Annotated in this window: 15 protein-coding genes, 1 tRNA gene and 2 rRNA genes; 3 read left to right on the forward strand and 15 right to left on the reverse strand. The window is 71.4% G+C overall.

Annotated elements, in window-relative coordinates:
• Positions 1-57: 57 nt before the first annotated feature.
• Entirely contained in the window at positions 58-888 is an 831-nt protein-coding gene (locus ACIGXO_RS07895; protein ID WP_399781869.1) for an AraC family transcriptional regulator, read from the reverse strand.
• A 101-nt stretch (positions 889-989) separates the two neighbouring features.
• Between ACIGXO_RS07895 and ACIGXO_RS07900 the strand changes: the two genes are divergently transcribed.
• Both ACIGXO_RS07900 and ACIGXO_RS07905 read left to right on the forward strand, forming a co-directional pair.
• Positions 990-5693: an ATP-dependent helicase gene (locus tag ACIGXO_RS07900; protein WP_399781872.1), complete on the forward strand. Its 4704-nt coding sequence runs from the start codon at positions 990-992 to the stop codon at positions 5691-5693.
• Positions 5694-5848: 155 nt separating this feature from the next.
• Positions 5849-6655 carry a DNA-formamidopyrimidine glycosylase family protein gene (locus ACIGXO_RS07905; protein ID WP_399781875.1) on the forward strand — a complete coding sequence of 269 codons (807 nt, stop codon included), beginning with the start codon at positions 5849-5851 and terminating at the stop codon, positions 6653-6655.
• Positions 6656-6783: 128 nt separating this feature from the next.
• Here the strand turns inward: ACIGXO_RS07905 and ACIGXO_RS07910 are convergent, their stop codons facing one another.
• The 10 genes from ACIGXO_RS07910 to ACIGXO_RS07955 form a co-directional block, all read right to left on the reverse strand.
• A complete protein-coding gene (locus tag ACIGXO_RS07910; protein WP_399781878.1) occupies positions 6784-7215 on the reverse strand; it encodes a hypothetical protein in 432 nt (143 codons plus the stop codon).
• Positions 7216-7495: 280 nt separating this feature from the next.
• Positions 7496-7966: a Dps family protein gene (locus ACIGXO_RS07915; protein ID WP_399781881.1), complete on the reverse strand. Its 471-nt coding sequence runs from the start codon at positions 7964-7966 to the stop codon at positions 7496-7498.
• Between the two features lie 171 nt (positions 7967-8137).
• Positions 8138-8521: a helix-turn-helix domain-containing protein gene (locus ACIGXO_RS07920; RefSeq protein ID WP_030260616.1), complete on the reverse strand. Its 384-nt coding sequence runs from the start codon at positions 8519-8521 to the stop codon at positions 8138-8140.
• 109 nt (positions 8522-8630) lie between these two features.
• Positions 8631-9119, reverse strand: coding sequence for a CinA family protein (locus ACIGXO_RS07925; RefSeq protein WP_399782000.1), 489 nt, complete (start codon positions 9117-9119; stop codon positions 8631-8633).
• 119 nt (positions 9120-9238) lie between these two features.
• On the reverse strand, positions 9239-9928 hold the full coding sequence (pgsA, locus tag ACIGXO_RS07930; protein WP_399781885.1) for a CDP-diacylglycerol--glycerol-3-phosphate 3-phosphatidyltransferase: 690 nt from the start codon (positions 9926-9928) through the stop codon (positions 9239-9241).
• Positions 9925-11421 (reverse strand): 30S ribosomal protein S12 methylthiotransferase RimO, encoded by a 1497-nt coding sequence (gene rimO / locus ACIGXO_RS07935; protein WP_399781888.1) that lies wholly within the window; start codon positions 11419-11421, stop codon positions 9925-9927. The genes pgsA and rimO overlap by 4 nt, the downstream gene beginning before the upstream one ends.
• 149 nt (positions 11422-11570) lie before the next feature.
• Positions 11571-12374, reverse strand: coding sequence for a helix-turn-helix domain-containing protein (locus ACIGXO_RS07940; protein ID WP_399781890.1), 804 nt, complete (start codon positions 12372-12374; stop codon positions 11571-11573).
• A gap of 214 nt (positions 12375-12588) precedes the next feature.
• Positions 12589-15372, reverse strand: a complete 2784-nt coding sequence (locus ACIGXO_RS07945; RefSeq protein WP_399781893.1) for a DNA translocase FtsK — start codon at positions 15370-15372, stop codon at positions 12589-12591.
• 191 nt (positions 15373-15563) lie between these two features.
• Positions 15564-16247, reverse strand: coding sequence for a two-component system response regulator (locus tag ACIGXO_RS07950; protein ID WP_399781896.1), 684 nt, complete (start codon positions 16245-16247; stop codon positions 15564-15566).
• Between the two features lie 253 nt (positions 16248-16500).
• Positions 16501-21996 (reverse strand): HAMP domain-containing protein, encoded by a 5496-nt coding sequence (locus ACIGXO_RS07955; RefSeq protein ID WP_399781899.1) that lies wholly within the window; start codon positions 21994-21996, stop codon positions 16501-16503.
• Between the two features lie 253 nt (positions 21997-22249).
• Here ACIGXO_RS07955 and ACIGXO_RS07960 point away from each other — a divergent pair, with 253 nt between their 5' ends.
• A complete protein-coding gene (locus tag ACIGXO_RS07960) occupies positions 22250-24925 on the forward strand; it encodes a SpoIIE family protein phosphatase (RefSeq protein WP_399781902.1) in 2676 nt (891 codons plus the stop codon).
• A gap of 95 nt (positions 24926-25020) precedes the next feature.
• On the opposite strand, the gene ACIGXO_RS07965 is transcribed toward ACIGXO_RS07960, so the two are convergent.
• The 4 genes from ACIGXO_RS07965 to ACIGXO_RS07980 form a co-directional block, all read right to left on the reverse strand.
• Positions 25021-25093, reverse strand: a tRNA-Thr gene (locus tag ACIGXO_RS07965).
• Between the two features lie 117 nt (positions 25094-25210).
• Complete coding sequence (locus tag ACIGXO_RS07970) at positions 25211-25888, reverse strand: DegT/DnrJ/EryC1/StrS family aminotransferase (RefSeq protein ID WP_399781905.1); 678 nt, start codon at positions 25886-25888, stop codon at positions 25211-25213.
• Between the two features lie 116 nt (positions 25889-26004).
• Positions 26005-26121 (reverse strand): 5S ribosomal RNA (gene rrf / locus ACIGXO_RS07975).
• A gap of 76 nt (positions 26122-26197) precedes the next feature.
• Positions 26198-26558 (reverse strand): 23S ribosomal RNA (locus ACIGXO_RS07980); the annotation flags it as partial.

A 26558-nucleotide genomic window follows, 5' to 3' on the forward strand; every position in this document is an offset into this window, starting at 1 on the left:
CCGGCGGTCTTGTACGTTCTTGCACGCCGCCGGCTGTCCCCGGGAAGGCGGCGTCGTCTACGAGGTGCCGCGCTCGCGCCGGTACGCACCCGGCGGTACGCCGACGATCCTCGTGAAGTGCCGGTTCAGATGCGGCTGGTCCGTGAAGCCGACGGCCACCGCCGCCTCGGCGGGCGTGCTGCCGCGGTCCAGGAGGTGCCGGGCGCGGCGCACCCGCGCATCGGTGAGCCAGGCGTGCGGCGGCATTCCGTAGGCCCTCTTGAAGGCGCGCAGCAGCGCGAAGGGGCTGGTGCCCAGCTGTGCGGCGAGCTGCTCCAGCGACGGCGGGTCCGTCAGCCGCTCCTGCAGGATCTCCCGCGCCCGCGCCGCCCCGGCCGCACCCGCCGCACGGGGCGTAAGGCCCGGCAGCGGCCCTCCGTACCTGCGCAGCAGCCGGGCCACGGCGATCCTCAGCAGGCTGTCGGCGGCCAGCGCGTTGCCGTCCTCCGCCGCCCGGTGCACCTCGTGGATGAGCCGGGAGGTGCGGGGATCGTCGACGACGGACTCGGTGAAGCCGGGCGTGCCGCGGAGTGCGGTGGTCTCGGCGGCGATCTCCGCGATCAGGGCGGCGGACGGGTAGAGCGTGGAGTACGACCACCCCTCGTCGACGCCTGCCCGCGCCGAGTGCGGCACCTCGGGGTTGATCATGACGACGCTGCCGTGGCCCGCCCGTACGGTTCCCCCGGGCAGCCCGACCTCCTCGATCCCGCCGCTGACCGCGCCCAGCACGAAGCCCTCATGGCTGTGGCGCGGGAAGGCGTGCCGGACGTAGCGGGCCCGGAGCAGATCGAGTCCGGGCAGCCCGGCGTACCGCCAGTGCCGCGCCCACTCGCCCCCGTTCCTCCCCATGCCTCCATTCTGCGCCGGGCGCGCCGTCGCTGACCTGCGCGTCCGCCCTGCGGAACGGCCGTCGGCGGCCGATTGTCAGTGGTCCGAGGCACGATGGGGTCATGGCGAGGACCGCGCTCGATTCGTTCTCCCCCGCGACCAGAAGCTGGTTCACGGGGGCCTTCCACGCGCCCACCGCCGCGCAGGACGGCGCCTGGCGGGTCATCGGCGAGGGCTCCGACGTGCTGGTCGTCGCGCCGACCGGCTCCGGCAAGACCCTCGCGGCCTTCCTGGCCTCCCTGGACTCCCTCGCGAGCACCCCGCCGCCCGCCGAGCCCAAGAAGCGCTGCCGGGTGCTGTACGTCTCCCCGCTCAAGGCCCTCGCGGTCGACGTCGAGCGCAATCTGCGCTCCCCGCTGACCGGCATCCGCCAGGAGTCCGTCCGGCTCGGCCTGCCGGAGCCCGACATCCGGGTGGGCATCCGCTCCGGCGACACCCCCGCCGCCGAGCGCCGCTCCCTCGCGAACCGCCCGCCGGACATCCTGATCACCACCCCCGAGTCGCTGTTCCTGATGCTGACCTCCCAGGCGCGGGATGCCCTGGCGGGCGTGGAGACGGTGATCCTGGACGAGGTGCACGCCGTCGCGGGGACGAAGCGCGGCGCGCATCTGGCGCTGTCCCTGGAGCGCCTGGACGAGCTGCTGCCCCGCCCGGCCCGCCGCATCGGACTCTCGGCGACGGTCCGGCCCGTGGAGGAGGTCGCGCGCTACCTGTCGCCGCGCCGCCGGGTGGAGATCGTGCAGCCGCCCTCGGGGAAGGAGTTCGACCTCTCGGTAGTGGTGCCGGTCGAGGACCTGGGGGAGCTGGGCGGCTCGCCCGTGAAGGAGACCGGTCCCGTCGGGGACTCCGGCGGTGACAAGCCGTCCATCTGGCCGCACGTCGAGGAGCGCATCGCCGACCTCGTACAGGCGCATCGTTCAACGATCGTCTTCGCGAACTCGCGCCGCCTCGCGGAGCGCCTGTGCAACCGCCTGAACGAGATCGCGTACGAGCGTGCCACGGGCGAGCCGATGCCCGAGGACCACTCCCCCGCCGAACTGATGGCCCAGTCCGGCGGTGCGAAGGGCGCGCCTCCGGTGCTGGCCAGGGCGCACCACGGCTCGGTGTCCAAGGAGCAGCGCGCCCAGGTCGAGGAGGACCTGAAGGCGGGCCGGCTGCCGGCCGTGGTGGCCACCTCCAGCCTGGAGCTGGGCATCGACATGGGCGCGGTGGACCTGGTCGTCCAGGTGGAGTCGCCGCCGTCGGTCGCGTCCGGGCTGCAGCGGGTGGGCCGCGCCGGCCATCAGGTGGGCGCGGTGTCCACGGGTGTGGTCTTCCCGAAGTACCGCGGCGACCTGGTGCAGGCGGCGGTGGTCACGGAGCGGATGCGCGCGGGCGCCATCGAGGCGCTGCGGGTCCCGGCCAACCCCCTGGACGTGCTGGCGCAGCAGCTGGTCGCGATGGTCTCGATGGACGCCTGGGACGTCGAGGAGCTGCTGGCGGTGGTGCGGCGGGCCGCGCCGTTCGCGGCGCTCCCGGAGTCGGCGTACAGCGGCGTGCTGGACATGCTGGCGGGCCGGTATCCCTCCGACGCGTTCGCCGAGCTGCGGCCGCGCATCGTGTGGGACCGGGTCGCGAACACCGTCACGGGCCGGCCCGGTGCCCAGCGGCTCGCCGTCACCTCGGGCGGCACGATCCCCGACCGCGGCCTCTTCGGGGTCTTCCTGGCGGGCGCCGACCCCAAGAAGGGCGGCGGCCGCGTCGGGGAGCTGGACGAGGAGATGGTGTACGAGTCGCGGGTCGGCGACGTCTTCACGCTCGGCACGACCTCCTGGCGCATCGAGGACATCACCCGGGACCGGGTGCTGGTCTCCCCCGCCCCCGGAGTGCCCGGCCGGCTGCCCTTCTGGAAGGGCGACCAGCTCGGCCGTCCCCTGGAGCTGGGCCGGGCGCTCGGCGCGTACCTCCGCGAGATCGGCGCGCTGGCCCCGGAGGCGGCCCGGGCCCGGCTGTCGGCCGCCGGGCTGGACGACTGGGCCGCGGGCAACGTCCTGAGTTACCTCGCCGAGCAGCGCGAGGCGTGCGGCCACGTCCCCGACGACCGCACGATCGTCGTCGAGCGCTTCCGGGACGAGCTGGGCGACTGGCGAGTGGTGGTGCACTCGCCGTTCGGCGCGCAGGTGCACGCCCCCTGGGCGCTGGCCCTGGGCGCCCGGCTGACCGAGCGGTACGGCATGGACGCGCAGGTGATGCACGCCGACGACGGCATCGTCCTGCGGCTGCCGGACGCGGACCTGATGGGCCTGGACCTGCTGGACACCGATCCGGACGCGGCGGGCGCGGAGTTCGACCCCGACCAGTCGCCGGTGGGCGCCGCCGATGTCGTGTTCGACAAGGGCGAGGTCGACCAGGTCGTCACCGACCAGGTGGGCGGCTCGGCGCTGTTCGCCGCACGCTTCCGGGAGTGCGCGGCACGCGCCCTGCTGCTGCCGCGGCGCAATCCCGGCAAGCGCACGCCCCTGTGGCAGCAGCGCCAGCGCGCCGCGCAACTGCTCCAGGTGGCGAGCGAGTTCGGGTCCTTCCCGATCGTCCTCGAAGCCATCCGCGAGTGTTTGCAGGACGTGTTCGACGTCCCCGGCCTGGCCGAGCTGATGGGGGACATCGAGTCGCGCCGCGTCCGGCTCGTGGAGGTGACCACCCAGGAGCCCTCGCCGTTCGCCCGGTCGCTGCTCTTCGGGTACGTGGCGCAGTTCCTGTACGAGGGCGACTCCCCCCTGGCCGAGCGCCGCGCCGCGGCCCTCTCGCTCGACTCCCGGCTGCTCGCCGAGCTGCTGGGCCAGGCCGACCTGCGCGAGCTGCTGGACCCGGAGGTCCTCGCCGACCTGGAGCGCGAGCTGCAGTGGCTTACCGACGACCGCAAGGTCAAGGACGCCGAGGGCGTCGCCGACCTGCTGCGGCTGCTCGGGCCGCTGACCGACGCCGAACTGGCCGAGCGCGGCGCGGATCCCGCGTGGGCTGCGGAGCTGGGCGCGGCCCGGCGCGCCATCCGGGTGCGGGTGGCGGGCGCCGAGCACTGGGCCGCGATCGAGGACGCCGGGCGGCTGCGCGACGCCCTCGGTACGGCGCTGCCCGTGGGCGTCCCGGAGTCCTTCATGGAGCCGGTCAAGGACCCGCTCGGCGACCTGCTGTCCCGCTATGCGCGCACGCACGGCCCGTTCACCTCCGAGCAGGCCGCCGCCCGCTTCGGCCTCGGCACGGCCGTCACCGACGGGGCGCTGCACCGCCTCGCGGCCGCCGGCCGGGTCGTCCAGGGCGAGTTCGCGCCGTCCGGGGTGCACCAGGAGTGGTGCGACGCGCAGGTGCTGCGGCGGCTGCGGCGGCGGTCGCTGGCCGCGCTGCGGCACGAGCTGGAGCCGGTGCCGCCGCCCGCGCTGGCCGCCTTCCTGCCGCAGTGGCAGAGCGTCGGCGGCCAGGGGCTGCGCGGCATCGACGGACTGATGCGCGCCGTCGAGCAGTTGCAGGGCGCGCCGGTGCCCGCCTCGGCCCTGGAGCGGCTCGTCCTGCCGTCCCGGGTGTCGGGCTACTCCCCCGCCCTGCTGGACGAGCTGACCTCCACGGGCGAGGTCCTGTGGGCGGGCGCCGGCGCGCTGCCCGGGAAGGACGGCTGGATCGCCCTGTATCCGGCCGACACCGCGCCGCTTCTGCTGCCGCAGCCGCACCCCTTCGAGGTGACGCCGCTCCACCAGTCCGTACTGGACGCCCTCGCGCCCGGGTACGGCCTGTTCTTCCGTCAGCTCGCCGACCAGGTGCGCGCCACGACGCATCCGGAGGTCACCGATCCCCAACTGGCCGACGCCGTCTGGGACCTGGCCTGGTCCGGGCGGCTGACCAACGACACCCTGGCGCCGCTCCGCTCGCTGCTCGGCTCGGGCCGGACGGCCGGGGCCACCGCGCACCGCGCCCGCCGCGCCACCCCGCGCGGCCGGTACGGCGGCCTCACCGCCGCCACCGGCCGGACGGGCCGCCCCACCGCGTCCCGCTCCGGGCCGCCCACGGTGGCCGGACGCTGGTCGCTGCTGCCCGTACTGGAGCCGGACCCCACCCACCGGGCACACGCGCTGGCCCACACGCTCCTGGACCGGCACGGGATCGTCACCCGGGGCGCGGTGGCGGCCGAGGGTGTCGAAGGCGGCTTCTCCGCGGCGTACCGGGTGCTGTCCGCCTTCGAGGAGACCGGCCAGGCCCGCCGCGGGTACGTCGTCGAGGGGCTGGGCGCTGCCCAGTTCGCGATGGACGGCGCGGTGGACCGGCTGCGCGCGGTCAGTACGAGCCGGGACCGTACGGCCGAGGAGACCGCGCCCGGCGGCTCCTGGCAGCCGGCGGGACCGGCCCGCGGCGGCGGCACGCCGCGGGCGGTCGTCCTGGCCGCCGCGGACCCGGCCAACGCGTACGGCGCCGCACTGCCCTGGCCGGAGCCGCCGGAGGGCTCGTCCCACAAGCCGGGGCGCAAAGCGGGCTCGCTGGTCGTCGTGGTCGACGGCGAGCTGGCGGTCTACATGGAGCGCGGCGGCAAGACCCTGCTGGCCTGGCAGGCCGGTGACGAGAGCGGCGGGGCCCGGGTGCGGCTCGCCTTCGAAGCGCTCGCGGCCGCGGTGCGGAACGGCTTCGTGGGCGCGCTCACCATCGAGCGCATCAACGGCTCCTCGGCGCTCACCTCGCCGCTGGCCGCCGAACTGGAGGCCGCGGGCTTCCACGCGACACCGAGGGGGCTGCGGCTGCGGATATGAGGGCGCGGCGAGCCGGGGAGGGGCAGAAGTGACGCGGCTCGCGCTTCCCGTGCGCCACGCACGACATACTCTCGCGCCCCGTGCCCCGTGCCCCGTGCGCCGCGCACGGCATGCTCTCGCGCCGCCCCGTGCGCCGCGCACGGCATGATGGAGCCATGCCCGAAGGCGACACCGTCTGGCGGGCCGCCGCCGAGCTGCACGAGGCACTGGCCGGGCGGCGGCTGACCCGTACCGACCTGCGCGTACCGAAACTGGCCACGACCGACCTCGCCGGGCGCTCCGTCCAGGAGGTACTGCCGCGCGGCAAGCACCTCCTCACCCGCGTCGACGGCGGCCTGACGCTCCACTCGCACCTGCGGATGGACGGTGCCTGGCGGGTGTACGGCGCGGGCGAGCGCTGGCGCGGCGGTCCCGACCACCAGATCCGCGCCGTGCTGGCCACGGCGGAGAGCACCGCTGTCGGCTACCGCCTGCCCGTACTGGAGCTGCTGCGCACCGCCGACGAGGACAGCGTCGTCGGCCATCTCGGCCCGGACCTGCTCGGCCCGGACTGGGACCCGGACGAGGCGCTGCGGCGGCTGCTGGCCGACCCGGACCGGGCGCTCGGCGAGGCGCTGCTGGACCAGCGCAATCTGGCCGGGATCGGGAACGTCTTCAAGTGCGAGCTGTGCTTCCTGCTGCGCGCTTCGCCCTGGCTGCCGGTGGGCGCGCTGCCACGCCCCGACCGGGCGGTCTCGCTGGCGAAGCGGCTGCTGGAGGCGAACAAACGGCGGCTCGCCCGTACGACCACGCCCAGCGCGCGCCCGGACCGCCGCCTGTGGGTGTACGGCCGCGCCGGCCGCCCCTGTCTGCGCTGCGAGACGCCGATCCTGGTCGCGGACCAGGCCCCGGGGCCACAGGCCCGCGTCACGTACTGGTGCCCGCGCTGCCAGCCCGATCCCCCTACGGACGCGATGTCCTGACGCAAGGACTCCGATGGCGCAAGGGCTCCCTGACGCAAGAGACGGCTGGACGCCTCTCAGGACCGAACGCGTCTCAGGACCGGAGGCCCTTCAGGGCCGGACGCCCCTCGGGCCGGAAGCGGGACGCTTCACGAGCGTCCCCACCGCCCGTGCCGCCACGCCCTCGTGAGCCGCGCCGTGAGAGCGGAGTCGTTCGGGGCACCCACGCAGCCGCCGCGCGTGTGCCAGCCCGCCGCGCCGACGCGCCCCCCACCTCGGCGCGCCCGACGCGGTACGCAGTGCACCGGCAGCAGGCTCAGACCCCAGCCGCCCGCGGCCATCGCACCTTCCACGACCCCCGCTCCCTCGGGCCAGAAGAGCAGTCGCAGCACGGCCCACCACCACAGCACCCCGAAGAGCACCGCGGCGGCCCAGCGGCCCGGCACCTGGCGGAGCATTACCACCGCACCGCCCACCGGGCCGCGGCCCGGCGCCCCCACCCTGCCGCGGCCCGGTGTCCCGGGCGGTCCGGCGCCCGCGCCCCGGACCGGGTGCCGGGAGAAGAAGCCGCGCCATGCCATGACTGCCTCCTCCGGTCGACGGTAGTCGGCCATGGCCCTCCGGCGGGAGGGCGCACCGGGGCACGAACGGCGCGTTCCGCAACGCACGACACGCGCTCGGACGGAACCGTTCCCGACCGGTCCGACCCGGCTCCGGAGTCTGTCACCGGCTGTCCGGCAGCGGTCAGCCACCGGCACTACGGGTCGGAAGCGATCGGGGCCACCGGAAAGCACCTTTTCAGGTCGCCCTCAGGCAGTCATCAGGCCGCAGCAGGGCCCGTCGGACCGCCCTCGGGCCCCGTCAGGCCGCCTCGGCCTGGAACATCCAGTGGTGCTTCTCCAGATCGGCGGTGAGCCCGATCAGGAGGTCCTGGGTGACGGGGTCGGGCTTGTCGGTGGCGATGATGCGTTCCCGCATCCGCTCGATGACGGCGCCGAGCGCCCGTACGAGGGTGCCCACGGCGTCGTTGTCCTTGATCCAGCCGGCGTCGACGGCGTCGATCCCGCTCGTCTTGGCGACCGTTTCCGCGCGGCCGTCGGGGTTCACACCGAGTGCGGAGGCCCGCTCGGCCACCGTGTCGGCGTGGCCGCGCGCGCTGGCGACGACATCGTCGAGCTGGAGGTGGACGGACCGGAAGCGCGGGCCGACGACGTTCCAGTGGACCTGCTTGGCGAGCAGCGACAGGTCGACCAGATCCACCAGCGCGCCCTGAAGCGCGTCGCCGACCGTCTTGCGGTCGCTCTCGGACAGCGTGCTGTTGACGACAGGCATGCATTACTCCCGTTTCAAAGCGAGTGGTCCGTTTTGGCCATCGTACAAACGATGCCTCATGACCAGAAAAGCCGCAGTTCGGACGGGAGTCTCCGTACTGCCCCACGGCAACACGAAAACCCCGGCGGGCGAGTGCCCACCAGGGTTTTCTTCATGCCTGAAACCGTGCGGTCAGGCCGCTACGACATCCACGGCCTCCGCCGGAGCCTTGATCGTCACGCGCTCTTCGGGAACGCCCGTCAGCGAAGTGACGGACACGGCGTTGAACGTGGGACGCACCGGCGTCGGCACCGGCTCGCTCGCGGCCGCGGACCGGGCCAGCTCCGCGAGCGCCAGCTCATCGCTGACCTCCCGCATGAGCTCGGACATCCGTACGTCCAGCGCATCGCAGATCGCCGAGAGCAGTTCGGAGGAAGCCTCCTTCTGCCCCCTCTCCACCTCGGACAAATAGCCGAGAGACACCCGGGCGGAGGAGGAGACCTCGCGCAGGGTGCGGCCTTGACGCTGACGCTGTCGGCGCAGCACGTCACCCAGCAGGCGACGGAGCAGAATCATCGCTGGCTCCCTCCTCGGACCTCGGATCCGGATCCTTCTCGCCCCACCGTACCGCCTCGGGCCTCAGCCGTGCCGGGAGCGAGTTCGTGTTCACTCAGGGCTGTAAACATCAGATACCCCCGTGATGTTCCGTATCCTTTGCCCGCGCATTTTCTGTCAGTTCGCTCAACAGCAGATCCACTACTGCGGTGACGCTGTCCCGACGGATCCGGTCTCGATCGCCGTCCAGCGCCAGTCGGCGCGCTTTTCCCTCACCGCCGGGTCCCGCGACCGCGACGTAGACCGTGCCGACCGGCTGCCCGTCCTGGGGGTCGGGGCCGGCGACCCCTGTTGTGGCAATACCCCAGTCGGCGCCGAGCACGCGTCGGACACCCTGTGCCATTTGCCGGGCGACATCCGCGTCCACCGCACCACGGGTGGCCAGAAGCGCGCCGTCCACACCCAGTACGAGGCTCTTCAGTTCGGTCGCGTACGCCGTGACCGAGCCCCGGAAGCACCGGGAGGCACCAGGAACCGCGGTGAGCGCGCCCGCGACCAGGCCGCCGGTCAGCGATTCGGCCACGGCCAGCGTCTGCCCGCGCTCCGTCAACGCCGCCAGCGCCCGCCCAGCGCCCTCTTCGGCGCTGGAGGCAGCAGAAGGCGCGACAGGTGCCGCAAGGCCGTCAGCGCGCGCCCCAGAGCTTTCCTGGGCCTCGTGCGCAGCCTCCGTACCGCCACTCACCGCGTCGGCCCCTGACCGGAGCCCTCACCGGACCTCGCCCGGAGGGCCTCCCGCGACTTGGCCAGCCCGGCCCGGCGCAGGACGACGGCCTGCTTCACGTAGTCCAGGCCCGTGACGACGGTCAGCACCACGGCCACCGCCATCACCCACCAGCGCAGCGTGGCCAGCGGACCGGTCAGCACGAGAACGTACATCCCGACCGCGGTCCCCTGGGCGAGCGTCTTCATCTTGCCGCCGCGGCTGGCCGGGATGACACCGTGCCTGATCACCCAGAAGCGCAGCAGCGTGATGCCGAGCTCCCGGAAGAGGATCACTCCGGTGACCCACCAGGGCAGGTCGCCCAGGATCGACAGGCAGATCAGTGCGGCGCCCATGATCGCCTTGTCCGCTATCGGGTCGGCGATCTTCCCGAAGTCGGTGACCAGGTCGTAGGCGCGCGCCAGATGTCCGTCGAAGAGATCGGTGATCATGGCGATGGCGAAGGAGGCCCAGGCGAACGAGCGCCAGGCCGGGTCGTACCCGCCGCCGTGCATCAGGAGCAGCACGAAGACCGGTACCAGGACCAGCCGCAGCATCGTGAGGATGTTGGCGATGTTCCACAGCCCGGCCTGCCGCCGGACGGTCTTCGGCCGTCCGGCCCCGCCGGCGGCGGAAGCACCTGCGGCGGAAGCCGGGACTCCGGTCATCTGCCCGCCTCCTCGGGACACCCGGCGCCGTGCTCCGCGCCGAGCGGCAGCGGCTCGGCCACGAGGTCCACGCCCTCGGTCGCCACCACCTTTGCTTCGACCATACGACCTGGGGCCAGGTCCTGGCCGGTCGTGAGGAGGGTGACGCCGTCGGTCTCCGGGGCCTGGTGCGCCGCGCGGCCGACCACGCCGTCCTCGTCGTCGACCCGGTCCACCAGCACGGAGAGGGTCTCGCCCAGGCGCTCCTCGGCGCGCTGCGCGGTCAGCTCCTCGGCCAGCCGGGAGAGGTGGGCCAGGCGCTCGGCCACCACGTCGGGGTCGAGCTTGTTCTCGTAGCCGGCCGCCTCGGTGCCGTCCTCGTCGGAGTACCCGAAGACGCCGATGGCGTCGAGTCTCGCCTCGCTGATGAAGCGTTCCAGCTCGGCGAAGTCCTCCTCGGTCTCCCCGGGGAAGCCGACGATGAAGTTGGAGCGGGCACCGGCCTGCGGCGCCTTCGTACGGATCTGCGCGAGCAGGTCCAGGAAGCGCTCGGTGTCCCCGAAGCGGCGCATGGCGCGCAGCACACCGGGGGCCGAGTGCTGGAAGGACAGGTCGAAGTACGGGGCGACCTTGTCGGTGCCGGTCAGGACGTCGATCAGCCCGGGCCGCATCTCGGCGGGCTGGAGGTAGCTGACGCGGATGCGCTCGATGCCGTCGACCGCGGCCAGCTCCGGCAGCAGCGTCTCCAGGAGGCGGATGTCGCCGAGGTCCTTGCCGTACGAGGTGTTGTTCTCGGAGACCAGCATGATCTCCTTCACGCCCTGCTCGGCCAGCCAGCGGGTCTCCCCCAGCACGTCCGAGGGGCGGCGCGAGATGAAGGAGCCGCGGAAGGACGGGATGGCGCAGAAGGAGCAGCGGCGGTCGCAGCCGGAGGCGAGCTTCACCGAGGCCACGGGGTTGTTCCCCAGGCGGCGGCGGAGCGGGGCGCGCGGCCCGGAGGCGGGCGCCACGCCTTCGGGCAGGTCCGTGGGGGCCGAGGCGAGTGCGTCACCGTGGCCGGGGAGTGCGACCCCGGCGCCCTGGCGCTCGGCGGGGCTGATCGGCAGCAGCTTGCGCCGGTCGCGCGGGGCGTGCGCCTCGACGTTTCCGCCGCTCAGGATGGTCTGGAGGCGGCCGGAGATGTCGGTGTAGTCGTCGAACCCGAGCACGCCGTCGGCCTCGGGCAGCGCCTCGGCCAACTCCTTGCCGTATCGCTCGGCCATGCAGCCCACGGCCACCACGGCCTGGGTGCGGCCGTGGTCCTTCAGATCATTGGCTTCCAGCAGGGCATCGACGGAGTCCTTCTTGGCGGCCTCGACGAAACCACAGGTGTTGACGACGGCGACATCGGCTTCGGCGGCTTCCTCGACGAGCTCCCAGCCGTCCGCTGCCAGGCGGCCTGCGAGCTCCTCCGAGTCCACCTCGTTACGGGCGCAGCCAAGAGTGACAAGGGCGACGGTACGGCGTTCGGGCATGGCGCCCAGCCTACTTCGTCCCGGACGTCCCCATGTCTGGGAGGGTTCCCCGCACCGTCCGGCGCCCGGACACACGGCCGCCCGCCGCCTCTCCTGGAGGGGCGGCGGGCGTTTCCCCGGCGTTTTCCCGGAAGGCGGCGGGCGTACGCTCAGCCGGCCTGCGGGTCACCCGGGGTGTAGCTCAGGCGCTCCACGGAGCCCTTGTCGCCGATCTCCTTGACCTCCTTGCCGTTGACGTACAGCTGTACGGCTCCGGCGTTACCGAGGACGAGATCGATCCGCTTCTTGTCGGTGAAGGTCTTGGACTCGCCCTTGCGGAGCAGGCCGTCCTCCAGGAGCTTGCCGTTGGCGTCCTTGGCGGAGATCCAGCTCTGCCCGTCGCGTGCGGTGATCTTGATGGTCACCTTGTCCTTCGGCAGGCCGGCGATGGCGCTGTCGGAGGGCTCGGGCTTGGGGTCGGCGGGCTTGGTCTTGGTCGGGGACGGCTTGACGGTCGGGCTCTCGCCGACGTGGCCGTCGGCGACGGATGCCTCCTGGCCCTTGCCGCCGTCGCTGAACAGCGTGAAACCGACGAAACCGATCACGGCGACGATCGCGGCGACCATGGCGGCCGTCCAGTTCGGACGCCGCCGCTCGGGACGGATGCGCTCCGCTTCGAAGAGCGGCGCCGCCGGGGTCGGCGCGGGCCGGCCGCCGTGCTCGGCATCGAACTGGGCGATCAACGGAGCCGGATCCAGCCCCACGGCACGTGCGAGTGTTCGAATGTGACCACGGGCGTACACGTCCCCGCCACAGCGCGAGAAATCTTCCTGCTCGATCGCGTGCACGATGGGGATGCGCACCCGCGTGGTCGTACTGATCTCGTCGACGGTCAGTCCGGCGTCGACGCGGGCCTGCTGGAGGACACGACCGACGGAAGGCCGGTCGTCTTCAGGGGAGTTGCCGATGGACACGGGGGCGCCTTTCGAGCGTGTAGCCACCTGCTGGATGTTCAGTCTAGGGGTGTACCGAAAGGGTCGGGCAAGCGGGAGGACGGACTTTGTACGCCATCGGAAGGCCCCCCGGTGCGCACCGAGAGCCCGACGGTCGCGCGTCGTACCGTCTCTTCCTTCAACTTGACGTATCGGCAGAAGAAACGGTTGCTTGCGATCTCTTTCGAGTGACCTGTCAGTGAGCCTCCCCCCGAATCACCGCAAGCACTCCTTCCAGATCCTCCGGCTTCACCAGAACATCGCGCGCCTTGGAACCCTCGCTGGGCCCCACGATGTCCCTCGACTCCATCAGGTCCATCAGCCGTCCGGCCTTCGCGAACCCCACCCGCAGCTTGCGCTGCAGCATCGACGTGGACCCGAATTGCGTGGAGACGACCAGCTCGGCGGCCTGGCACAGCAGGTCCAGGTCGTCGCCGATGTCCTCGTCGATCTCCTTCTTCTTGCTCTGCCCGACCGTGACGTCGTCGCGGAAGACCGGGGCCATCTGCTCCTTGCAGTGCTTGACCACCGCCGCGACCTCCGCCTCCTGCACGAAGGCGCCCTGCATACGGGTCGGCTTGCTCGCCCCCATCGGCAGGAACAGGCTGTCACCCTTTCCGATGAGCTTCTCCGCGCCCGGCTGGTCCAGGATGACCCGGCTGTCGGCCAGCGAGGACGTCGCGAAGGCGAGCCGCGAGGGCACGTTCGCCTTGATCAGGCCCGTGACCACGTCGACCGACGGGCGCTGCGTCGCCAGCACCAGGTGGATGCCGGCCGCGCGCGCCAGCTGGGTGATCCGGACGATGGAGTCCTCCACGTCCCGCGGCGCGACCATCATCAGGTCCGCCAGCTCGTCCACGATCACCAGCAGGTACGGATACGGCGACAGCTCGCGCTCGCTGCCTTCGGGGGCCTGCGCCTTGCCGCTGCGCACCGCCTCATTGAAGTCGTCGATGTGGCGGTACCCGTAGGCCGCGAGGTCGTCGTAACGGAGGTCCATCTCGCGCACCACCCACTGCAGCGCCTCGGCGGCCCGCTTGGGGTTGGTGATGATGGGCGTGATCAGGTGCGGGATGCCTTCGTACGCGGTCAGCTCGACCCGCTTGGGGTCGATCAGCACCATCCGTACGTCCTCCGGCGTGGCCCTGGCCATGACCGAGGTGATCAGACAGTTGATGCAGGAGGACTTACCCGAGCCGGTGGCGCCCGCGACCAGGACGTGCGGCATCTTCGCCAGGTTCGCCGAGACGTAGCCGCCCTCGACGTCCTTGCCGAGCCCGACCACCATCGGGTGGTCGTCGCCCACCGCGGCCGCCGAGCGCAGCACGTCCCCGAGGTTGACCATCTCGCGGTCGCTGTTGGGGATCTCGATGCCGACCGCCGACTTGCCCGGGATCGGATTGATGATCCGCACGTCCGGGCTGGCCACCGCGTACGCGATGTTCTTCGCCAGCGCGGTGATCTTCTCGACCTTCACGCCCGGACCGAGCTCGATCTCGTACCGGGTGACCGTCGGACCGCGGGTGAAGCCGGTGACCGCGGCGTCCACCTTGAACTCCTGGAAGACCTTGGTCAGCGACTCCACCACGGCGTCGTTGGCCGCGCTGCGGGTCTTGCCCGGCCCGCCGCGCTCCATCAGGTCCAGCGAGGGCAGCGCGTACGTGATGTCGCCGGCCAGCTGGAGCTGCTCGGCGCGCGGCGGCAGGTCGGAGACGGGCTCCGGAGCGCGCTTGGTGAAGTCCGGAACGCTCGGCGAGGACGGCTCGGGCGCCGGATCGGGCTCGGCGCCGCGCGCGGGCGGCACAGCGCTCTGCGGGCCCTTGGCCGTACCGCTGTCCTCGTGGTCGCCGCGGTCGCCCTTGATGCCGCTGCTGATGTCGGCCACCAGGGCCGAGGGCTGGATGCCGTGCAGCACCGCGCCGTCCAGGTTGGCGGCGTACCCGGCGGCCACGTCCACCGCGTCCTTGGAGCGCGCGGGCTCCCACTCGGCGGCCGGCTCCGCGACCGGCTCGGCGGCCGTACGGCGCGGTTTCCGGCGCTTGGCGAGCGCGGCCTCCTCCGCGGCCTCGGGGGACGCCGCAAGCTCCTCGGAGCGGCTCCTGCGGCCCTTGCGGGCCGGCTGCTCGCGCGGCTCGTCGGCGAAGGCGTCCGCGTCCGGCTCGTACGTCTCCAACAGGCCCAGCCGGACGCCGAGCGCCTTGAAGCGCCGCGGGATGGCCGTGACCGGGGTCGCGGTGACCACCAGCAGGCCGAAGACGGTCACCAGCACCAGCAGCGCCACCGACAGGGTCTGCCCGACCATGAAGAGCAGCGGCTTGGACACCACCCAGCCGAGGTACCCGCCGGCGTCCCGCACCCCCGCCACGTCGTCCTGGTCCGGCGAGCCGCAGGCGATCGCGACCTGCCCGAGCACGCCGACCACCAGCGCCGACAGCCCGATGACGATCCGCCCGTTCGCCTCCGGCTGTTCGGGGCGGAAGAAGACCCGGGCGGCGATGCCGCCCACCAGTATCGGTACGAGCAGGTCCAGCCGGCCGAACGCGCCGGTCACCAGCAGCTCGACGACGTCGCCGACCGGGCCGTTCAGATTGGCCCAGGTGCCCGCCGCGATCACCAGCCCGAGGCCCAGCAGCGCCAGCGCCAGGCCGTCCTTGCGGTGGGCCGGGTCGAGGTTCTTCGCGCTGCGCCCCATGCCGCGGAAGAGCCAGCCGACGGTGTGCGCGAGGCCCAGCCAGAGGGCGCGCACCGCGCGGTAGACGCCCCCGGTCGGCGACGGCGCGGGCTTCTTCGCCACCGCCTTCTTCGCGGGGGCCTTCTTCGCGGTCGCGGCCTTCTTGGGCGGTGCCTTCTTCGCCGGTGCCTTCTTGGCGGCGGGCGGCTTGGCCGCGGTCTTCTTGGCGGCGCCCCCGGGGCGCCCGGCGCGCTGCTTCGAGGGGCCCGCCGTGCTCTGGGAACCCTTGCCGGACGTACGTGAGGCCATGGTGACGAGGTTACAGGCGACGGCCCGGGGTGACACGGGCGCTCGGGCCTTCACCCGTTCGTGTCGTAACCAACGCGCCATATGGGCGGTTGGCCCGTCCCGGGCCCAACACCCGGGGCAGCGCCGGGAGCTGCTGCCGGGTCAGCTCCGCGGCGGGACGGCGCCGGCGTCGTACGCCCGGCGCCGCGCCGTCAGTTCTGCGAGGGCACGGACGGCGTGTCGCTGTTGCCCGCGCCCGGCTCCAGGGCGTCCAGCGCGCGGCGCAGCCCGGTCAGCTTCCGCTCCAGATGCGCGGCCGTCGCCACGGCGGCGGCGTCCGCCGACTCGTCCAGCTGTTTGGACAGCGCCTCGGCCTGCTCCTCGACGGCCGCCAGCCGCGCGGAGAGCTCGGCGAGCAGCCCCGCCGCCTCCTTGGCGTCCTCGTCGTCGGCCGACTGACCGCCCTCCAGCTGCAGCCGCAGCAGCGACGCCTGCTCCCGCAGCTTGACGTTCTTCATGTACAGCTCGACGAAGACCGAGACCTTGGCGCGCAGCACCCACGGGTCGAACGGCTTGGAGATGTAGTCCACCGCACCGGCCGCGTAGCCGCGGAAGGTGTGGTGCGGGCCGTGGTTGATCGCCGTGAGGAAGATGATCGGGATGTCGCGCGTCCGCTCGCGGCGCTTGATGTGCGCCGCGGTCTCGAACCCGTCCATCCCCGGCATCTGCACATCGAGCAGAATCACCGCGAAATCGTCGGTGAGCAGCGCCTTGAGCGCTTCCTCCCCGGACGATGCCCGCACCAGCGTCTGATCGAGCGCAGAGAGGATCGCCTCCAGCGCCAGCAGATTCTCCGGCCGGTCATCGACCAGGAGGATCTTGGCCTTCTGCACCATGGCCCGTCCTCCTCGCCCCGGCACTCCACCGGACGCCGCCCCAGGGGACGGCTCCGTCATGCCGCCCGTACTTGTGCCGGTCATGGTAGCCGCACCCCGCCTGTCGCCACACCCTGTCACCGCTATGTCACCGTGCACGTAGCAGAAACGCAGCGGGAGACCAGAAGGTTCCCCGAATACCGTGCTCCCACACGTGCACGACCACAGCGAGTCAGCATATGGGCCGAGGGGCGGCCTCTCCGTGCACGCCCCGTCACTCCGAGCGCATCCATTGCTGCATGACCGAGAGCAGATGATCGGTGTCCACCGGCTTCGTCACATAGTCCGAAGCCCCGGATTCGATGCTCTTCTCCCGGTCGCCCTTCATGGCCTTGGCGGTCAGGGCGATGATCGGCAGGCCCGCGAACTGCGGCATCCGGCGGATCGCCGCGGTCGTGGCGTACCCGTCCATCTCCGGCATCATGATGTCCATCAGCACCACTGTCACATCGTCGTGCTGCTCCAGCACCTCGATGCCCTCGCGGCCGTTCTCCGCGTACAGCACCGACAGCCCGTGCTGCTCGAGGACGCTGGTGAGCGCGAAGACGTTGCGGATGTCATCGTCGACGATCAGCACCTTCTCGCCGTGGAAGCCGCCGCTCTCGGAGGACGGCGCCACGAGGTCCTGTCCGCTGCCCAGCCACGGCTCGTCCGCGGACTGCGGCGGCTGCGCGACGGTCGGTCCGCCGGGCAGCGCGGGCCGCGGCGCCGCGCCCGAAAGGCCGCGTCGGCGACGGCGGTTGAGGCCCGAGACCGCGGCGTCCGGAGTGATCGGCTCCGCCTCGGCCTCGCGGTTCGCCGCCTCCTGCTCGGCGATCTCCGCGTCGTGCGCCTCCGCGTCCATCGCGAAGCCGCCCGCGACCAGCTGCGGGTAGCCCTGCGGCGGCAGCCCGCCCGAGTTGTACGGGAGGTACAGCGTGAACGTCGAGCCGCGGCCCGGCTCACTGGCCGCGTGGATCTCGCCGCCCAGGAGCCGCGCGATCTCGCGGCTGATGGACAGGCCCAGGCCCGTACCGCCGTACTTCCGGCTCGTCGTGCCGTCCGCCTGCTTGAACGCCTCGAAGATCACCCGCATCTTGCTGGACGCGATGCCGATACCGGTGTCCGTCACCGAGAAGGCGATCATGTCGGCGTCCGCGTCGCGCAGCGCGCCGTGCTCCAGGAGCTGTTCGCGGATGGCCATGGGGACGTCCGCGCCGGCCGGCCTGATGACCAGCTCCACCGCTCCGGAGTCGGTGAACTTCACCGCATTGGAGAGCAGGTTGCGCAGCACCTGAAGGAGGCGCTGTTCATCGGTGTGCAGCGTCGCGGGCAGCTCCGGGGAGACCCGTACCGAGAAGTCCAGGCCCTTCTCCGCGGTCAGCGGCCGGAACGTCGCCTCGACGTAGTCCACCAGCTGCACCAGCGCGATCCTGGTCGGGCTGACGTCCATCTTGCCCGCCTCGACCTTCGACAGGTCCAGGATGTCGTTGATCAGCTGGAGCAGGTCCGAGCCCGCGCCGTGGATCGTTTCGGCGAACTCCACCTGCTTCGGCGAGAGATTGCCCTCGGCGTTGTCGGCCAGCAACTTGGCGAGAATCAGCAGGGAGTTGAGCGGCGTACGCAGCTCGTGCGACATGTTCGCGAGGAACTCGCTCTTGTACCGCATCGAGACCGCGAGCTGCTCGGCGCGCTCCTCCAGGACCTGCCGCGCCTCCTCGATCTCGGTGTTCTTCACCTCGATGTCGCGGTTCTGCTTGCGCAGCTGCTCCGCCTTCTCCTCCAGCTCGGAGTTGGACAGCTCCAGCGCGCGCTGCCGGCTCTCCAGCTCCGCCGAGCGCTCCTTGAGCTGCTCGGTCAGCTCCTGGGACTGGCTCAGCAGGATCTCGGTCTTGGTGTTGACCGAGATCGTGTTGACGCTGGTCGCGATCATTTCCGCGATCTGGCTGAGGAAGTCCTTCTGGATCTGCGTGAACGGCTGGAACGACGCCAGCTCGATGACGCCCAGCACCTTGTCCTCGAAGAGCACCGGCAGCACGATCACGTTGGCCGGCGGCGCCTCGCCCAGTCCGGAGGAGATCTTCAGGTATCCCGCCGGCACGTTCTCCACCAGGATGGTGCGCTTCTCCTCCGCCGCGGTGCCGATGAGCGTCTCACCGGGCCGGAACGTCGTCGGCATCTCACTCATCGAATAGCCGTACGAGCCCGTCAGCCGCAGTTCGTACTCGCCCGCCTCGCCGCCGTCCGCGCCGATCTCCTGGTTGTCGTCGGCCGACGTCGCGAGGAAGAACGCGCCGTGCTGCGCGGAGACCGCGGGCGACAGCTCGCTCATGATGAGCTTCGCGACGTCCTTGAGGTCGCGGCGGCCCTGCATCAGACCGGAGATCCGGGCGAGGTTGCCCTTCAGCCAGTCCTGCTCCTCGTTGGCGAGCGTGGTCTCGCGGAGCGTGGCGATCATCGTGTTGACGTTGTCCTGGAGCTCCAGGATCTCGCCGGCCGCGTCCACGTCGATGCGGACGTTGTGGTCGCCGAGGGTCACCGCCGCGGCGACGGCGGCGATCGCACGCACCTGACGGGTGAGGTTCCCCGCCATCTCGTTCACCGATTCGGTCAGGTCCTTCCAGGTACCGGCCACGCCGCGCACCTGCGCCTGACCGCCCAGCTGGCCGTCCGTACCCACCTCGCGGGCCACCCGGGTGACCTGCTCGGCGAAGGACGACAGCTGGTCGACCATCGTGTTGATCGTCGTCTTCAGCTCCAGGATCTCGCCCCGGGCGTCGATGTCGATCTTCTTGGTCAGATCACCCTTCGCGATGGCCGTCGTGACCATCGCGATGTTCCGCACCTGTCCGGTCAGGTTGGACGCCATGGAGTTCACCGACTCCGTGAGGTCCTTCCACGTACCGGCGACGCCCGGCACCCGCGCCTGGCCGCCCAGGATGCCGTCGGTGCCCACCTCACGGGCGACTCGTGTCACCTCGTCGGCGAACGAAGACAGCGTCGTCACCATCGTGTTGACGGTGTCGGCCAGGGTCGCGACCTCGCCGCGCGCCTCGACGGTGACCTTCTTGGTCAGGTCGCCGTTGGCCACCGCGGTCGCGACCTGGGAGATGTTCCGCACCTGGCTGGTCAGGTTGTTGGCCATCAGGTTGACGTTGTCGCTGAGGTCCTTCCAGATGCCGGTGACGTCGCGCACCCGGGCCTGACCGCCCAGCTGGCCCTCCGTACCCACCTCACGGGCGACCCGGGTCACCTGCTCGGCGAAGTCGGAGAGCTGGTCGACCATGGTGTTCACGGTCGTGACCAGTTCGAGGATCTCGCCCTTGGCGTCAACGGTGATCTTCTTGGACAGGTCGCCGCGGGCCACCGCGGTCGTCACCTCGGCGATGTTGCGCACCTGAGAAGTCAGGTTGTTCGCCATGCCGTTCACGGACTGGGTGAGGTCCTTCCAGGTGCCGGAGACACCCTGCACCTCGGCCTGGCCGCCGAGGATGCCCTCGGTACCCACCTCGCGGGCCACCCGCGTCACCTGCTCGGCGAAGGAGGACAGCTGGTCCACCATCGTGTTCAGGGTGTTCTTCAGCTCCAGGATCTCGCCGCGGGCGTCCACGTCGATCTTCTGGGAGAGGTCACCGCGGGCCACCGCGGTCGCGACCTGGGCGATGTTCCGGACCTGAGCGGTCAGGTTGCCCGCCATGCCGTTCACCGAATCGGTCAGGTCGCGCCACACACCGGCCACGCCCGGCACCTGCGCCTGACCGCCCAGGCGACCGTCCGTACCCACCTCGCGGGCGACTCTCGTCACCTGCTCCGCGAACGCCGAGAGCTGGTCGACCATCGTGTTGATGGTGTTCTTCAGCTCGAGGATCTCGCCGCGCGCATCGACGTCGATCTTCTGGGAGAGGTCACCCCGGGCGACCGCCGTCGTCACCTGTGCGATCTGCCGCACCTGGGACGTGAGGTTCCCCGCCATGAAGTTGACGGAGTCGGTCAGTTCCTTCCACGTACCGCTCACACCCGGAACCTGGGCCTGGCCGCCCAGCCGGCCCTCCGTACCCACGTCCCTGGCCATCCGTGTGACCTGGTCCGCGAACGAGGACAGCTGGTCCACCATCGTGTTCACGGTGTTCTTCAGCTGGAGCATCTCGCCGGAGACGTCGACCGTGACCTTCTGCGACAGATCACCGTTGGCCACCGCCGTCGTGACCTGCGCGATGTTCCGGACCTGGCCGGTGAGGTTCCGGAAGGCCGTGTTCACCGAGTCGGTGAGGTCCTTCCACGTACCGGCGGCACCCGGCACCTGCGCCTGGCCGCCCAGCTCACCCTCGACACCGATCTCCCGGGCCACCCTCGTGACCTCGGCTCCGAAGGAGGACAGCTGGTCCACCATCGTGTTCACGGTGTTCTTCAGCTCCAGCATCTCGCCGGAGACGTCGACCGTGACCTTCTGCGACAGATCACCGTTGGCCACCGCCGTCGTGACCTGCGCGATGTCCCGCACCTGACCGGTGAGGTTGCGGAACGCGTTGTTCACCGAGTCGGTGAGGTCCTTCCACGTACCGGCCGCGCCCGGCACCTGCGCCTGACCGCCCAGCTGGCCCTCGGCGCCGACCTCGTTCGCCACCCGCGTCACTTCGTCAGCGAACGTGCGCAGCGTCTCGGTCATCGTGTTGATCGTGTCGGCCAGCTGCGCGACCTCGCCGCGCGCGCTCACCGTGACCTTCTGGGACAGGTCGCCATTGGCGACCGCCGTCGTCACCTGCGCGATCCCGCGCACCTGGGCCGTGAGGTTGCCGGCCATCAGGTTGACCGAATCGGTCAGGTCCTTCCAGACGCCCGCGACGCCCGGCACCCCGGCCTGGCCGCCCAGCTCGCCCTCCGTACCGACCTCCCGGGCCACCCTCGTGACCTCGGAGGCGAAGGACGAGAGCTGGTCCACCATCGTGTTGACGGTGTTCTTCAGCTCGAGCATCTCGCCCGCGACGTGGACCGTGACCTTTCGGGAGAGGTCACCCTTGGCCACCGCTGTCGTGACGAGAGCAATGTCACGCACCTGGGCGGTGAGCCGTGAGGCCATCGTGTTGACCGAATCCGTGAGGTCCTTCCACGAACCGGACATTCCGCGCACCCGGGCCTGACCGCCGAGCTTGCCCTCCGTACCGACCTCACTGGCGACCCTGGTCACCTCGTCGGTGAACGCCGACAGCTGGTCCACCAGCCCGTTCACCGTGCGGCCGACCTTCAGGAACTCGCCCCGCAAGGGGTGCGCCGTCGTCCCGTCACTGCTCCGTGTCCGCAGGTCCATCCGCTGCTCGAGGTCGCCCTCGGACACCGCGGACAGCACCCGGCCGACCTCGGAGACCGGCCGTACGAGGTCGTCCACGAGCGCGTTGGACGCGTCGATCGCGGCCGCCCAGGAGCCCTCGCAGGCCCCCACTTCCAGCCGCTCTGTGAGCTTTCCCTCACGTCCTACGACCCTCCGCACCCGGGCCAGCTCGCCCGTGAGGTGCAGATTGCGGTCGGCGACCTCGTTGAAGACGGCCGCCACCTCCGCCATGATCCCGTCGCCGGAGACGGTCAGCCGCTTGCGGAAGTTCCCGTCCCGCATCGACACGAGAGCGGACAGCAGGCGGTTCAGCGCCGCCGTGTCCACCTCGGTCGTCCCGTTGTTGCGGGAGCGTCCGCCTTTCGCGCGCGTGCTTGCACCCCGCGCCGCTCCGCCAGACTCCACCGTGTCCCTCCCGCAGGGTCGACCGTTCTACCCGGGCCTTCTCTTGAAGCCTTCCCAGTGTTTCACCATGGCCCAACCAGGCCATAACAGTTCGGCAGCATCGCATACCGTCCGTGGCGAGCCCGGGGCGGGAAACACACGTGACCGGCATCCATGCGGGCGTCGAAGGTAAGTACCCTGGGCTCCGGCTGTCCACCCGCACGGCCGGTGCGGTGGCGCGAGCACGACGGGCATTCGGAGGGGCGCCGCGAATATGGGGGAGCAGATCACCGACACACGCATGAGGAGACCAGTGATCACCGCGCGGGCCGCTGCCACCTTCGAGCCGGTAGGGCGCTCGGTCGCCACGGCCCGGGCTTTCGTGCGCGACACCCTCCAGGGCTGGGGCCACGGCGACATCATCGACGACGCCGTCGTCCTCACCAGCGAGCTGGTCACCAACGCCGTCGTGCACGCCGGCACCGCCGCCGACGTGCTCTGCCTCCGCACCGACACCGGCGTCCGGATCGAGGTCGGCGACCGCTATCCGGAGCGCGAGGTGCCCGTCCAGAGCTCCGGCCAGGCGCTCGCCCACCCCGACCGCGAGGGCGGCCGCGGACTGCTCCTGTGCGGCGCCCTGGCCACCCGCTGGGGCGTGGAGTACACCCCGTCCCAGAAGCACGTCTGGTTCCAGCTCGACCTGCCCGAGCGCCCCGCCGGCACCCGCTCCGCCGGCCCCGCGCTCCCCATAGACGCCCTCCCCGTCGCCGAGCACCGGGTCCGCGTCGCCGTCGTCCAGATCGACCGCGGCGGCTGCATCAGCTCCTGGAACGAGGACGCGCAGGAACTCTTCGCCTATGCGCCCGAACAGGTGATCGGCAAGCCCCTCACCGACTTCGCGGCCTGGCCGCACACCCCCGGTACGGGCACCGGAATCGCCGAGGCCCTCCAGCTCTCCCGCTGGGAGGGCAGCTACGGCATAAGGGGCGCCGACGGCCGCGTCGTCCCCGTGTACGCCTCGCACCTCCGGGTGCGCGACGCCGACGGCGAGCCCTCCACGGTCTGCCTCCTCGTCCGCGACCACGAGCGCGCCGTCCTCCAGAGCCCGCCGCGCACCCCTGCGGACTCCTCCGCCCAGCAGTCCGAGGGCCACGGCCCCGCCGACCCGTTCGAAGTCTTCATCGGCTCCCCCGCCCCCGATGACCTCGACGGCCTCCTGCAGCGCACGGTCGAACGCGCCCGCGACATGCTCGACGGCGACGCCGCGTACCTCCTCCTGGCCACCGACGACGAGACCGAGCTGGAGGTACGCGCCTCCACGGGGCTCCCCTCCGCCCGTCAGCGCTTCGCACGCGTCCCTGTGGAGGCCGGCAGCGGCCGCTACGGCTCGGCCCGCATGCCGGCCGTCCACGAGGACCTGACGGCCGTACAGGGGGCCGTTCCGCTGCTCTCCGGCACGGGCATGCGCTCGGTCGTCACGGTCCCGCTCAAGGTCGAGGGCCGGCTCACCGGCTCCCTCGGCGTCGCGGCCGAGTCCCCCGGCCGGTACACCAACGAAGAGGCGCTGCGCCTGCAGTTCGCCGCCGACCGCATCGCACTCGCGGTCGAACGCGCCCGCCTCACCGAGCTCGAACGGCTCCGCCGCGGCTCCCTGTCCTTCCTCGTCGAGGCGTCCGACCTGCTCGCCGGCACCCTGGACCGCAATCAGACGCTGGCCCTCATGGCCCAGATGACGGTCCCCACGCTCGCCACCTGGTGTGCCGTGTACACCGTCGCCGACCAGGCGTCCGAGCCCGAGCTGTCCTTCGTGCTGCACGAGGACGAGGACCGCATCGACGGCCTCAAGACGCTGCTGCAGAAGGTCCCGCCGCCGGAGCCGGTGCCCACCCCCGGGGCCCGCGTATGGAGCGCCCCCGGAGACGCGGCCCACGACGCCGCCCTGCGCACCTCGTTGCGCAGCCTCGGACTGGGCGCCTCCGCGCGCCCGTCCAGCGGCCCCGGTGCCACGCTGGCCACCGCCTCGGCCGTCGGCGGCGAGACCGTCGTGCTGCCGCTCGTCGCCCGTAACCGCGTCATCGGCATGCTCACCCTCGGCAAGCCCACCGAGGAGCACTTCCGCCAGGAGATCCTGGAACTCGCCGAGGACCTCTCCCGAAGGGCGGCGCTCGCCCTGGACAACGCGCGCCTGTACTCGGAGCGCACGGCCATCAGCCAGTCCCTCCAGCGCAGCCTGCTGCCGCCCGAACTGCCCGACGTCCCCGGCGTCGAGGTCGAGGTCATCTACCGCGCGGCGGGCGAGGGCAACGAGGTCGGCGGCGACTTCTACGACCTCTTCCCCATCCGCGACGGCGCGTACGGCTTCGCCATCGGCGACGTCTGCGGTACGGGCCCGGAGGCCGCGGCCGTCACGGGCCTCGCGCGCCACGCGCTGCGGCTGCTCGCCCGCGAGGGCTTCGGCGGCCCCGCGGTCCTGGAGCGCCTGAACGCCGCGATCCTCGACGAGGGCGCCCGCAGCCGCTTCCTCACGCTCCTCTACGGCGAACTGTGGCCCCAGCGCGACGGCAGCGCCGTACTGAAGGTCGTCTGCGCGGGCCATCCGCTGCCCCTGCGGCTGCGCCAGGACGGCACGGTCGAACCCGCCGCCGAACCGCAGCCGCTGCTGGGCGTCATGGAGGACCTGGAGCTGTACGCCCAGACCGTGACCCTCGACCCCGGCGACGTCCTGCTCTGCGTCACCGACGGCGTCACGGAGCGCCGCGAGGGCACGCGCATGCTCGGCGACGACGGCCTCGCCGACGTCCTGACGACCTGTACGGGACTCACGGCCGGCGCGGTCGCCGCGCGCATCCTGCGCGCCGTGGAGCGCTTCGCCGCCGAGCCCGCCTCGGACGACATGGCCATCCTCGCCATGCGGGTGCCGGAGGCCGTCCATGACGGCCTGATGGCATAGGAAAACAGGCCCTGGGGTGCTCCCCAGGGCCTGTTCAGTGACCGTGGCCCGAAATGCAAAACACCCCCGCTGATAGCGGGGGTGTTTATTTTCTGAGCCCCAATACGGAATCGAACCGTAGACCTTCTCCTTACCATGGAGACGCTCTGCCGACTGAGCTATTGGGGCCTGTCGCGCTCTCGCTGCGACGGGAATAACTATACCTGATCTCAGCGGCTGCTCGAACCACCTGTCGAGCAGCCTCGACATCCCGCCTCTCGCAAATCGGAATTACCCGACAGGCGGTCAGAACGCCGGCTGGAGAAGCCCGCCGAGCGCATTGCACGCGCTCACGACGCGGTGCAATTCCCGCCGCGTCAGCGCCCCCGCGGCGGGCAGCGCCAGCGTCTCGTCGCAGGCCCGCTCCGTCTGCGGCAGCAGCAGGTCCCGTCGGTACTCGGGCATGCGGTACACGGGCACCGGCACGGGCACCCGGCAGGCCACGCCCTTGGCCCGCAGCGTGCGCGCGAAGGCGTCGCGGTCCGGCCGGCCGTTGCCCGGGACGCGCACCACGTACTGCTCGTACGTATGCGGCGCGCGCTCCGTGGGCGTCACGACGCCGCGCAGGCGTCCGTCGTAGTACGTCGCGTACGCCCGCCGCCGCTCGGCCTCGCCGGGTGCCGCGCCGGGCTCCTCGGCGCCATGCACCAGCAGCCCGTGGCGTGCTCCCAGCTCCTGCAGCCTGGCCATGTCGGCCAGCTGTCCGAAGCGGTGCACGGCGATGACGGCGGCGGTCCTGGAGGTCAGCACGTCGGCCACGGCGGCCGGATCGATGCAGTAGGTGTCCGGGTCGATGTCGGCGAAGACCGGCGCGGCTCCGGCGCGCACGACGGCCTCGGTGACCTCGGCGTTGCCGAACGCCGGCACCACGACCTCGTCGCCGATGCCGATACCGGCCGACTCAAGCGTTCCACTTGTCCCCATGCCTCCGGATGCTGGCGGCCGAACGTGAACGGCAGGTGACGCGCCGCACTGCAACCGCCGAACAAAAAAGCTCCGGTCCCTGAACCAGAAGGTTCAGGGACCGGAGCTGAAGAATTGTTCGGCGGCGTCCTACTCTCCCACAGGGTCCCCCCTGCAGTACCATCGGCGCTGAAAGGCTTAGCTTCCGGGTTCGAAATGTAACCGGGCGTTTCCCTAACGCTATGACCACCGAAACACTATGAAGATAACAACTCCAGCCGGATTGGCGAGTTCGTTACTTCAGAACAAACACAGTGGACGCGAGCAACTGAGGACAAGCCCTCGGCCTATTAGTACCAGTCAACTCCACCCGTTACCGGGCTTCCATATCTGGCCTATCAACCCAGTCGTCTACTGGGAGCCTTACCCTCTCAAGGAGGTGGGAGTACTCATCTTGAAGCAGGCTTCCCGCTTAGATGCTTTCAGCGGTTATCCCTCCCGAACGTAGCCAACCAGCCATGCCCTTGGCAGGACAACTGGCACACCAGAGGTTCGTCCGTCCCGGTCCTCTCGTACTAGGGACAGCCCTTCTCAATACTCCTACGCGCACAGCGGATAGGGACCGAACTGTCTCACGACGTTCTAAACCCAGCTCGCGTACCGCTTTAATGGGCGAACAGCCCAACCCTTG

Origin of the sequence: Streptomyces sp. NPDC053542 (assembly GCF_044544685.1) — a bacterium.
Classification (GTDB): Bacteria; Actinomycetota; Actinomycetes; order Streptomycetales; family Streptomycetaceae; genus Streptomyces.

Excerpts from the sequence above, each read along its gene's own strand:
- ACIGXO_RS07895 (WP_399781869.1), bottom strand. The coding sequence starts at position 888 with ATGGGGAGGAACGGGGGCGAGTGGGCGCGGCACTGGCGGTACGCCGGG.
- ACIGXO_RS07900 (WP_399781872.1), top strand. The coding sequence starts at position 990 with ATGGCGAGGACCGCGCTCGATTCGTTCTCCCCCGCGACCAGAAGCTGG.
- ACIGXO_RS07905 (WP_399781875.1), top strand. The coding sequence starts at position 5,849 with ATGCCCGAAGGCGACACCGTCTGGCGGGCCGCCGCCGAGCTGCACGAG.
- ACIGXO_RS07910 (WP_399781878.1), bottom strand. The coding sequence starts at position 7,215 with ATGGCATGGCGCGGCTTCTTCTCCCGGCACCCGGTCCGGGGCGCGGGC.
- ACIGXO_RS07915 (WP_399781881.1), bottom strand. The coding sequence starts at position 7,966 with ATGCCTGTCGTCAACAGCACGCTGTCCGAGAGCGACCGCAAGACGGTC.
- ACIGXO_RS07920 (WP_030260616.1), bottom strand. The coding sequence starts at position 8,521 with ATGATTCTGCTCCGTCGCCTGCTGGGTGACGTGCTGCGCCGACAGCGT.
- pgsA (WP_399781885.1), bottom strand. The coding sequence starts at position 9,928 with ATGACCGGAGTCCCGGCTTCCGCCGCAGGTGCTTCCGCCGCCGGCGGG.
- rimO (WP_399781888.1), bottom strand. The coding sequence starts at position 11,421 with ATGCCCGAACGCCGTACCGTCGCCCTTGTCACTCTTGGCTGCGCCCGT.
- ACIGXO_RS07945 (WP_399781893.1), bottom strand. The coding sequence starts at position 15,372 with ATGGCCTCACGTACGTCCGGCAAGGGTTCCCAGAGCACGGCGGGCCCC.
- ACIGXO_RS07950 (WP_399781896.1), bottom strand. The coding sequence starts at position 16,247 with ATGGTGCAGAAGGCCAAGATCCTCCTGGTCGATGACCGGCCGGAGAAT.
- ACIGXO_RS07960 (WP_399781902.1), top strand. The coding sequence starts at position 22,250 with ATGGGGGAGCAGATCACCGACACACGCATGAGGAGACCAGTGATCACC.
- ACIGXO_RS07970 (WP_399781905.1), bottom strand. The coding sequence starts at position 25,888 with ATGGGGACAAGTGGAACGCTTGAGTCGGCCGGTATCGGCATCGGCGAC.